This is a genomic window from Methanomethylovorans sp. (genome assembly GCF_050177135.1).
Taxonomy (GTDB): domain Archaea; phylum Halobacteriota; class Methanosarcinia; order Methanosarcinales; family Methanosarcinaceae; genus Methanomethylovorans.
Genome location: NZ_JBFXHJ010000102.1, coordinates 1 through 8,010 on the forward strand (window position 1 = coordinate 1; position 8,010 = coordinate 8,010).

The 8,010-nt window shown below is 44.6% G+C and carries 10 protein-coding genes; 1 reads left to right on the top strand and 9 read right to left on the bottom strand.

What is annotated here, in order from left to right; genetic code table 11:
* Positions 1–32: 32 nt before the first annotated feature.
* From AB7U21_RS08595 to AB7U21_RS08605, 3 genes are read right to left on the bottom strand one after another with little or no spacing between them, the layout of a single operon-like run.
* Positions 33–746 carry a UPF0280 family protein gene (locus AB7U21_RS08595; protein WP_333787009.1) on the bottom strand — a complete coding sequence of 238 codons (714 nt, stop codon included), beginning with the start codon at positions 744–746 and terminating at the stop codon, positions 33–35.
* 33 nt (positions 747–779) lie between these two features.
* The gene (locus AB7U21_RS08600; RefSeq protein ID WP_333787008.1) at positions 780–1,166 is read right to left on the bottom strand and encodes a 4Fe-4S binding protein; all 387 of its coding nucleotides are present in this window, start codon (positions 1,164–1,166) and stop codon (positions 780–782) included.
* 1 nt (position 1,167) lies between these two features.
* A complete protein-coding gene (locus AB7U21_RS08605; protein ID WP_428388321.1) occupies positions 1,168–2,670 on the bottom strand; it encodes a homocysteine biosynthesis protein in 1,503 nt (500 codons plus the stop codon).
* 557 nt (positions 2,671–3,227) lie between these two features.
* Between AB7U21_RS08605 and AB7U21_RS08610 the strand changes: the two genes are divergently transcribed.
* Positions 3,228–3,647 carry an adenylyltransferase/cytidyltransferase family protein gene (locus AB7U21_RS08610; RefSeq protein ID WP_333787006.1) on the top strand — a complete coding sequence of 140 codons (420 nt, stop codon included), beginning with the start codon at positions 3,228–3,230 and terminating at the stop codon, positions 3,645–3,647.
* 3 nt (positions 3,648–3,650) lie between these two features.
* Here the strand turns inward: AB7U21_RS08610 and AB7U21_RS08615 are convergent, their stop codons facing one another.
* From AB7U21_RS08615 to AB7U21_RS08640, 6 genes are all read right to left on the bottom strand, one after another.
* On the bottom strand, positions 3,651–4,793 hold the full coding sequence (locus AB7U21_RS08615) for a pyridoxal phosphate-dependent aminotransferase (RefSeq protein WP_428388324.1): 1,143 nt from the start codon (positions 4,791–4,793) through the stop codon (positions 3,651–3,653).
* 26 nt (positions 4,794–4,819) lie between these two features.
* Positions 4,820–5,224, bottom strand: coding sequence for a 6,7-dimethyl-8-ribityllumazine synthase (ribH, locus tag AB7U21_RS08620; protein WP_292351930.1), 405 nt, complete (start codon positions 5,222–5,224; stop codon positions 4,820–4,822).
* 56 nt (positions 5,225–5,280) lie between these two features.
* Positions 5,281–5,751 (bottom strand): riboflavin synthase, encoded by a 471-nt coding sequence (gene ribC / locus AB7U21_RS08625; RefSeq protein ID WP_333787004.1) that lies wholly within the window; start codon positions 5,749–5,751, stop codon positions 5,281–5,283.
* An 11-nt stretch (positions 5,752–5,762) separates the two neighbouring features.
* Positions 5,763–6,914, bottom strand: coding sequence for a pyridoxal-phosphate-dependent aminotransferase family protein (locus AB7U21_RS08630; protein WP_428388327.1), 1,152 nt, complete (start codon positions 6,912–6,914; stop codon positions 5,763–5,765).
* 113 nt (positions 6,915–7,027) lie between these two features.
* Positions 7,028–7,588 carry a CBS domain-containing protein gene (locus tag AB7U21_RS08635; protein ID WP_333787002.1) on the bottom strand — a complete coding sequence of 187 codons (561 nt, stop codon included), beginning with the start codon at positions 7,586–7,588 and terminating at the stop codon, positions 7,028–7,030.
* A 69-nt stretch (positions 7,589–7,657) separates the two neighbouring features.
* The coding region (locus AB7U21_RS08640; RefSeq protein WP_428388329.1) for a membrane-binding protein at positions 7,658–8,010 on the bottom strand (353 nt) is incomplete at its 5' end.

Below are 8,010 nucleotides of genomic sequence, written 5' to 3' on the forward strand. Positions count from 1 at the left end.
GAGGTCTACTTAGCCACTGTTCAGACGTGAGATCAACCTTTGGTGATACAGTCGTAGTCAATATCGGCTCTGACCATTTCCGGGATGGAACCCCACATCCCTATATATTCTCCCTGTATCACTGCCGCTCCTTTTATACCAGCAACATGTTTCACAGCATCAAAGGCCTTTTCCACTGCCTCTTTTCCTACGCATGTTGCATTCCCCAGTGCTGTGGCTGCAGCATCGGCCAAAGAAACATCATCCGAGAAAACTATAGCGGCATCTGCCATCCCGAAACTAATGGATGGACCCACAGTGCCTGAAGAAGTACAGATCCCTGTGATATGGTCATGAACTGGCACCCTGAAACCCAGGTCCTTCACAGGAGAAGTGCCTGCATAGACACCTATGATAACAGGCCTGTCGTTGATCAGTGCGATATCTCCTCCATTATCAACAATTGCAAAAGTAGCTCCTGCATCCACCATAGATCCCACTGCCATTGCTGCAATTGTACCTGCAACAGCGCTCATGGGACCGATGCCCATGGAGTTCCCTGCAACTATCATTCTTTTCACAACTTCCGGTGCATTTTCAGGGCAATCATATGGCTCCAGGGTTGACCTGAAAAATGGATCAAAGGCAATGAACCTCTCCAGAACCGCACGATTGTGACGGATCGATTCTTTTGCCATTGATATGTATGACTCATTGTCTGCTACAATAGTAACGATCGTTTCTTTAAGCTGGAAATGTTCTTTCATTTCTGATCTTTTAGATGATCTTTTCCTTAAGATTCATACATCCAGGGAAAGCGCATCATGCGGACACATTTCTATGCATGTGCCGCACTGGATGCATTTTGTATTGTCCACTTTCAGATTCCATTCCATATCCATGGAAAATACCTTTGTCGGGCATACTGAGATACAGGCGCCGCACTCCACACATTCTTCCTCGTCCCAGTTAATGGGAGTGTCAAGTTTAAGTACTTCCGCTCCTCTTGAAACCAGGGCATTCTTGATAATTCTGTATTCAGTATCCTTTATATCGGCAATGATCTCGCCTGCCGTTGAATCGAAATGTGCCTGTGCGATGTTAAGAGGAATACCTGTCTCCAGTATAGCCTCGGCCAATATCGGTCTGGTAACAATGTCCTGATCTATGATGATCCTTATTTTCATTTCAGTTCCTCCTGGAAAAAAGCATACTGATGTCATCGCTGGTAATGATGCCTATGACATGGTTTTGGTCATCCACCACAGGCATTGCCGATACTCTATGCTGCTCAAGCCTTCTGGCTGCAATGGTCACCTGCTCGCTATCCATAGCAGTGATGACCTTTTTGGTCATGATATTCTCCACAAGGTCAAATGTATTCTGCGCAACAGCTTTTGAAATATCCCATGCCGTCACTATGCCCACCAGAGTATTGTTTTCTGTAACTACAGGCAAATGGTTGAAAGAAGCATCCATGACCTTTTTAGCAGCTTCATACACACTTGCGTTTTTATGGATAGTGATCACATTCTTGCTCATAATGTCTTTTACCATGGGTGTTCCCCTTGTTTGTTTCATTGCCCTGGAAACAGTATCCGAAGGCAATTTCTCTGCAGGTTGTGATAGGAAGAACTCTCCATGAGCGATCCAGTCTTTCAGTATACCGGCTATCTGCCTGGAACGCTTGAAACTTGAAAGTGAAGAAGTTACAACCTCGCGTCCTTTGATATCAATAGAACCAGACCTCAGCTCTTCATATGTTACCTGGCTGACAACAGGCCTGTCACGACTAGGTATCCCGTAATCCATAACCTTGGTAATTATATCAGCATCAGAGACTGCAGTGGCCAGTGCAACTTTTTCGTCAAGCACAGGTATAGGTATCCCCATTCCCACATACAGAGATACGCCATATCCTGTGAAAGTGGAAGCGCGTATGAATTCCGGGTCCATTTCTTTAAGATCGCCCTGGACCATCAATGTACCAAAACCGCTCTTAGAGGAATGTTGAGTACCCTGACCTACTATATATCCCTCTGCTCCTCCAAGGAAAATACGCGTGCCTGTACCAATGGTCCTGTATTCCGGGTCATTGGAAAGAGGTGATAATACTCCTGCACCTGAATATGTCACATTGCCGAAATTGGGCATCAATGAACCCATATAGGTGTACAGTTTCTGGGAAGTACTGTTAGTGGCTGCATTATATTTTTGATATGCATTACGGGGATTGAGCATAATTGCCTGGTTCAGGTCATTGATGTCAATGGTCGTATCAAGGATCTTCCTTGGATAACAATCCGTTCCGGGAGAAATAGCGTGTACATCAATCGCATTGCCTCTGATAAGATCTTCTATTACATGAGCCCCACCGTATTCCATTCCAAGTGTCTCTGAGACCTGTGTGGCTCCAATATAGGCATCCACTGCCGCTACGCCAGTATATGCTTCAACATCATTAAGCCATACTTTCTGCATTTTTATAGGTGGTTCAGAATGGCCGAAGTTAAGAAAAACACCTGAGGAACACATGGCACCAAAAGTACCTGTCGTTACTACATCTACTTCCTTAGCAGCTCCTTCTGCGCCAAGCTCTGCCACGATCCCAACCATTTCTTCAGCAGTCACTACACTGACGCTTCCATCTTTGATCCTGTCATTGATCTCACGGATAGATTTGTTGACCATGATACCTACCTTTGCAATTCGAACATAATTAGTTAGAACAACTATATATTACATACGGTAATTAATGTCGAGACTTATTATGCATTAATATGCATTAACTTCCATTGATACATCAATTTCATTTATTGCTTTCCACATTATGGACAGGGAATACATATCATCATCTATGCTCCCCTCTACAATGGATAAACCTTATCCCCTACACATAGTATTCTCACTGGTAGCACCGCTAAAGCGATCAAAGATAACACGTTTCTTGAGTACCGGCATGTCTTCTCCAAGATCCGTAACAATAACCTTCCAAAAAGCAAGTTGTTGCTTCTGCATTCCCGGTTTTGGGTTCAGGTGGATCCATCTTTTGCTCCTTTCGATCTGTAGCAGTTTGGATAAAGGTCCATGGTTTTATCCCACTTCTACTTCTTAATCATTTTGATTAGTGAATAATATTTTAGAGTCGTATTTTAACCCTAAAAAATATAGTTGAAAGGGATTTGAATTGCTGCATAAGATTATTAAAGGTAGTGTACCTCTACCTCATACAATTCCAGGTGATATGATTGATAAGGGTCTTAGCAACCGGGACTTTTGATCTGTTACATCCAGGGCATCTGACATACCTGAAAGAATGCAAGGCATTGGGAGATGAGCTATATGTTATTGTTGCAAGGGATTCCATGATCAGACATAAGCCTAAACCAGTGATACCTGAAGCTCAGAGAGCAGAGATGATCAATGCTCTAAAGATGGTGGATAAAGCGATACTTGGAAGTGAAGAAGATATTTTTGCACCTATAATGGAAATAAAGCCTGATATCATTGCTTTGGGTTATGATCAGCACTTTGATGAGAACGAACTTAAGAACGAACTGCACAAAAGAGGCTTCTGCGCCCGTATTGTAAGAATAGGAAAAGCAGAACCTTGTGCTCTGTGCAGCAGCGCAAAGATCGTTAAGAAAATATTGGAAAGATGTGGCTGAAGATCAGCCAAGAATATCATCGATCCGCTCCAGCCCTTCGTGGATGCGTTGCTGAGACGTGGCATAGGACAGTCTTATAAAATTGTTTCCACTGTGACCAAAAGATGAACCCTGGGTCACTGATACATGGGCATCGTTGAGAAGCTGGTCCGTTACCTGGTCACCATTCCCGAATTCACTCACATCTGCAAACACATAAAAAGCACCATCTGGTCTATGACATCTAAGACCGATCGAATTCAAACCATCAACAAGGATGTCCCTTCTAGCATGGAACTCCTTTACCATATCTTCTACAGGTTTCTGGGTTCCCTCCAATGCAGCAATCCCTCCAAACTGGACAAAAGTTGTGGCGCTGCTCACTGAATTTGACTGTATCTTAAGAAGATCTTTAAAAATACCCGGTGCAGCAGATACATACCCAAGCCTCCAGCCCGTCATGGCGTAAGCCTTGGAAAAACCATTAACAGTAATGGTGCGGTCCTGCATCCCATCCAGAGAACCAATGCTTATATGCTCTTTTTCATAGATTATCTTTTCATAGATCTCATCGGAAAGCACAAGCAGATCATGGTCAATAGCATGGTCGGCAATAGACCTGAGTGTCTTTTTATCGTATACGCCGCCCGTGGGATTACATGGGCTGTTTACTACGATCATCCTTGTCTTATCAGTGATGTATTCACCAATATCGTATGGTTCAAAACCGTTCTCCGGGTCCGTGGGCACCCATACCGATTCTGCTCCTGCGAAATGGATACATGCTTCGTAGGAGACCCAGGCAGGATCAAAAAGGATGGCTTCCTCTCCATCACCAAGCACTGACATCATTATTGAGAATATGGCCTGTTTTGCTCCCGGAGTAACAAGCACATTTGATGCTTTTGTTTCCAGGCCATTCTCAACTCTGAGCTTCTCGGCTATGGCTTCCCTCAGTTCAGGGATACCGGCTGCAGGAGTGTAATGTGTTTCCCCCCTGTACATAGCATCGGCAGCAGCATCACATATATGCTTGGGAGTGTCGAAATCAGGCTCTCCAAGATTAAAATTAATGACATCTATTCCCTGTTTCAGCATCTCACTGGCCCTGTTGGCAGCTTTGATAGTAGCAGATTCCTGCATCCTTGTAAGTCTTGTGGAAACCATAGGCAGCCCTCGGATAATTATGTTTTTCAAAGGCGTCTTACTAATTTAACAGCAGCTTCAACGGCACGTTTAGCGTAGTCTACACGTTCATGGGCCTCAAGTCTTGACATCCCAGGACCGGCAATCCCAAGAGTGACCGGTTTTTCATATTCCAGGGAAAGATCAGTGATCTTCCTTGCAGCATGCTGGACAACTATCTCATCGTGCTTGGTAGCTCCTTCTATGACAGAACCAATGGTAACAATGGCATCTATGTCTTCCCTCTTACAAAGCTTCTTTATGGCAAGCGGCATATCGTACACACCGGGAACCAGTATTTTTTCCTTTACTGTGGCTCCCAGGAACTTAGCATGTTCTTCACCCAGCAGTTCCATCTGATAGGTAAGGTCCCTGTTGAATTCTGCAATGACAAATCCAAGATTTATGGTCATGTGATATTCACCTTTACTTGTGTTTTAACAATGTATATATTTTGAATTTATTTTTTTTACATACGTGCCGGCCCGACATCTTCAAACCCCTGCCTTTGACCTGTTCCTGCTTCCTTGATCAGGGATCCAGGTCTGAACAGCAGCTTAACCGCATTGACAGCATGCTCCCTGGACCTCTGCTCCATGAGAAATGCAAGTTCTCTTTCATCCTTTGCCTCGTCCTCGTGGACGAACACCTCGATGATGTGAGTGTTGGTCATGAGCTGCGCCTGTATAAGGCCCATAGAGGCCTGGTTAGCACACATCTTGTCCTTTTCCATCTTTCCCGGCATACCCAGGGCAATAACAAGATCACATGGCTCTTTGCTGTCCTCTATAAGCCTTTTGGCTGCCACAGGCAGATCTTTGATACCCGGCACGGTAACTCTTTTGATCTTTACTGAGACGTGCCTCTTCACCTCATCAATAGCTGCACCTCCCATATCAAAACGTGCAAAAGTGGTATCAACGATGCCTATTGTAGCCATAAGTATCACTTTCAGAGCGTATCCAGTACGTCGCTTGCGGCCTCGATACCTGGCCCTACACTGGAAACAACATCACGTTTCTTGAGCACTATCTCAAGCTCTGCGACTGTAAGCAGGATATCTTTTGGCTGGACATTGCCCATATTGCCTATCCTGAAGATCTTGCCGCTGAGTCTGTCCTGACCGCCCGCGATCACAATACCCCTTGCCTGCATATCCTTCTTGATATCATTACCAGTGACACCTTCAGGTGCCTTCATTGCACTGACAGTATTAGAATAATTACTGTATTCATTGAGGTCTGGCAACATCTCGATCCCCATTGCCTCCATAGCAGCTCTTACGGCAGCAGCTTCAGTACAGTGACGTTTTATTCTGGCTTCCATGCCCTCTTCTTTTATTATATGCAAGGCTTCCTGCAGCGCATAGAAAAGAGGTATGGCAGGAGTATACGGAGTCTCCCTCAGGGCTTTCTCACTGCTTTTCTTGTAAGCTTTCAGATCCAGATAATAAGGCATGCGCTCCATGTCATCCATGGCTTCGAATGCTTTCTTGCTCACAGATACAACGGATAGTCCCGGGGGTGTTGCCAGGCATTTCTGTGATCCGACCAAAGCGATATCCACATCCCATTCATCGACTTTAACAAGGTCGCCGCCCAGAGAGGTGACACCATCCATGATAAAGAGTGCACCGTATTTTTTTGCGAGTTTTCCGACCTCTTTTGCAGGGTTGAGGATACCTGTAGACGTTTCATTGTGAACCAGGGTGACTGCCTTCGCTCCCTCTTCCAGCTTCTCTTCCAGCTGTCCAAGATCTACGGAATCACCCCATTCATATGCAAGAGCCTCTACCTTCCCATACCTCTTTGCAATATTCTTGAACCGTTCACCGAACTTACCATTTTCGAGAGCTATGATACGGTCGTTAGGGTTTGCAATGCACCCCACAGCAGCTTCCATAGCTGCAGTACCTGAACCACTGAGAACAAAAATATCGTTCTTGGTGTTGAATACTTCGGCTAATATCTGCCTGCAGTCGTCATACATGTCTGAGAACGCATTACTCCTGTGATTGATCATAGGTCTTGACATCGCTCTGAGAACCCGTGGTGCAACGGGCACAGGTCCCGGCATCATAAGCAAAGTATCTTCTAAATTCATATATATCGCCTGAAATCTTGGATAAAAGGATCTTGCTGTAAGATATGCTTTTCTATTTATTGAAGACTTGACCTGTTTAATGTAGACCTTATATATAATGAATGCGGATATCTTCATCCGCGCAATAATTTCATCAGGTCATGTTTTGTAACAACACCCGCGATCTGCCCGCTTTCCAGAACGATCACAGCTGGTGTAGTTTCAAGAAGATGAGAAACCAATTTGACATGGGTCCCGGGCGAAACAACGGGAAAAGTATCGCCCATGAGATCTCGTATCTTCATCTTTGAGACTTCCAGAGCTTTTTTCTCTGCCATGGAACGAACAATGGTCTCCTCTGAAATACTCCCTATAGGTACTCCGTTCTCCACTACAGGGATCTGCGATATGTCATTCTCTTCCATGATCTTAACGGCAGCATCCACCGGCTCTTCAGCACTGATGGAGATAACATTAGTGTTCATAAGGTTCCTTGCCACCACATGGCTTTCGTTCTCACTCTCATCGAATGCGTTAAAAATACGTTTTAGAGTCGAAAGACGGGGATCAACATCACCTGCTTCGATCCGGGCTATGAGCGGCTGGCTGACACCTGCCCTTTTTGCCAGTTCACTTTGAGTAAGCCTAAGTTCGTTCCTTTTCTGCCGGATACTGTCTGGAGTGGGAAGGTGCATGATTATTACTCATGGTAATTATGCTATTTATATGTGACCATGTCCGGAAAAAAAGAAAAAAGAAAAATATTACTGATTAAATTCAGTGACCTGACCCTTTTCGTCTATCATGGTCATTTTACCATCTTTCATGGTCATTTCGCTCTGAACAGTACCATTCGCATAGTAGCTTTTCCAGCTGAATGTTTCACTATCTTCTGAGAACATGTATTCTACTTTGGCAACCTCATCATCAGGATTGGAGGAAGTATATTCCATCACACACATTTGTATGCCATCGACCTCTCTGGTGCCGGTATAGACCATGGAAACTTCCTCTCCTGTTGTCGGATTAGATGTTTTCCATGAAGTACCTACAGGACACCAGTCATCTTCATTCTCTGTGGTTACCTCTACTTCTTGTCCGTCTTCGGTCTCATAAG

Bases quoted from the DNA above. Each gene is read 5' to 3' on its own strand.
- AB7U21_RS08595 (WP_333787009.1), bottom strand. From the start codon at position 746: ATGAAAGAACATTTCCAGCTTAAAGAAACGATCGTTACTATTGTAGCA.
- AB7U21_RS08600 (WP_333787008.1), bottom strand. From the start codon at position 1,166: ATGAAAATAAGGATCATCATAGATCAGGACATTGTTACCAGACCGATA.
- AB7U21_RS08605 (WP_428388321.1), bottom strand. From the start codon at position 2,670: ATGGTCAACAAATCTATCCGTGAGATCAATGACAGGATCAAAGATGGA.
- AB7U21_RS08615 (WP_428388324.1), bottom strand. From the start codon at position 4,793: ATGGTTTCCACAAGACTTACAAGGATGCAGGAATCTGCTACTATCAAA.
- ribH (WP_292351930.1), bottom strand. From the start codon at position 5,224: ATGACCATAAATCTTGGATTTGTCATTGCAGAATTCAACAGGGACCTT.
- ribC (WP_333787004.1), bottom strand. From the start codon at position 5,751: ATGGCTACAATAGGCATCGTTGATACCACTTTTGCACGTTTTGATATG.
- AB7U21_RS08630 (WP_428388327.1), bottom strand. From the start codon at position 6,914: ATGAATTTAGAAGATACTTTGCTTATGATGCCGGGACCTGTGCCCGTT.
- AB7U21_RS08635 (WP_333787002.1), bottom strand. From the start codon at position 7,588: ATGCACCTTCCCACTCCAGACAGTATCCGGCAGAAAAGGAACGAACTT.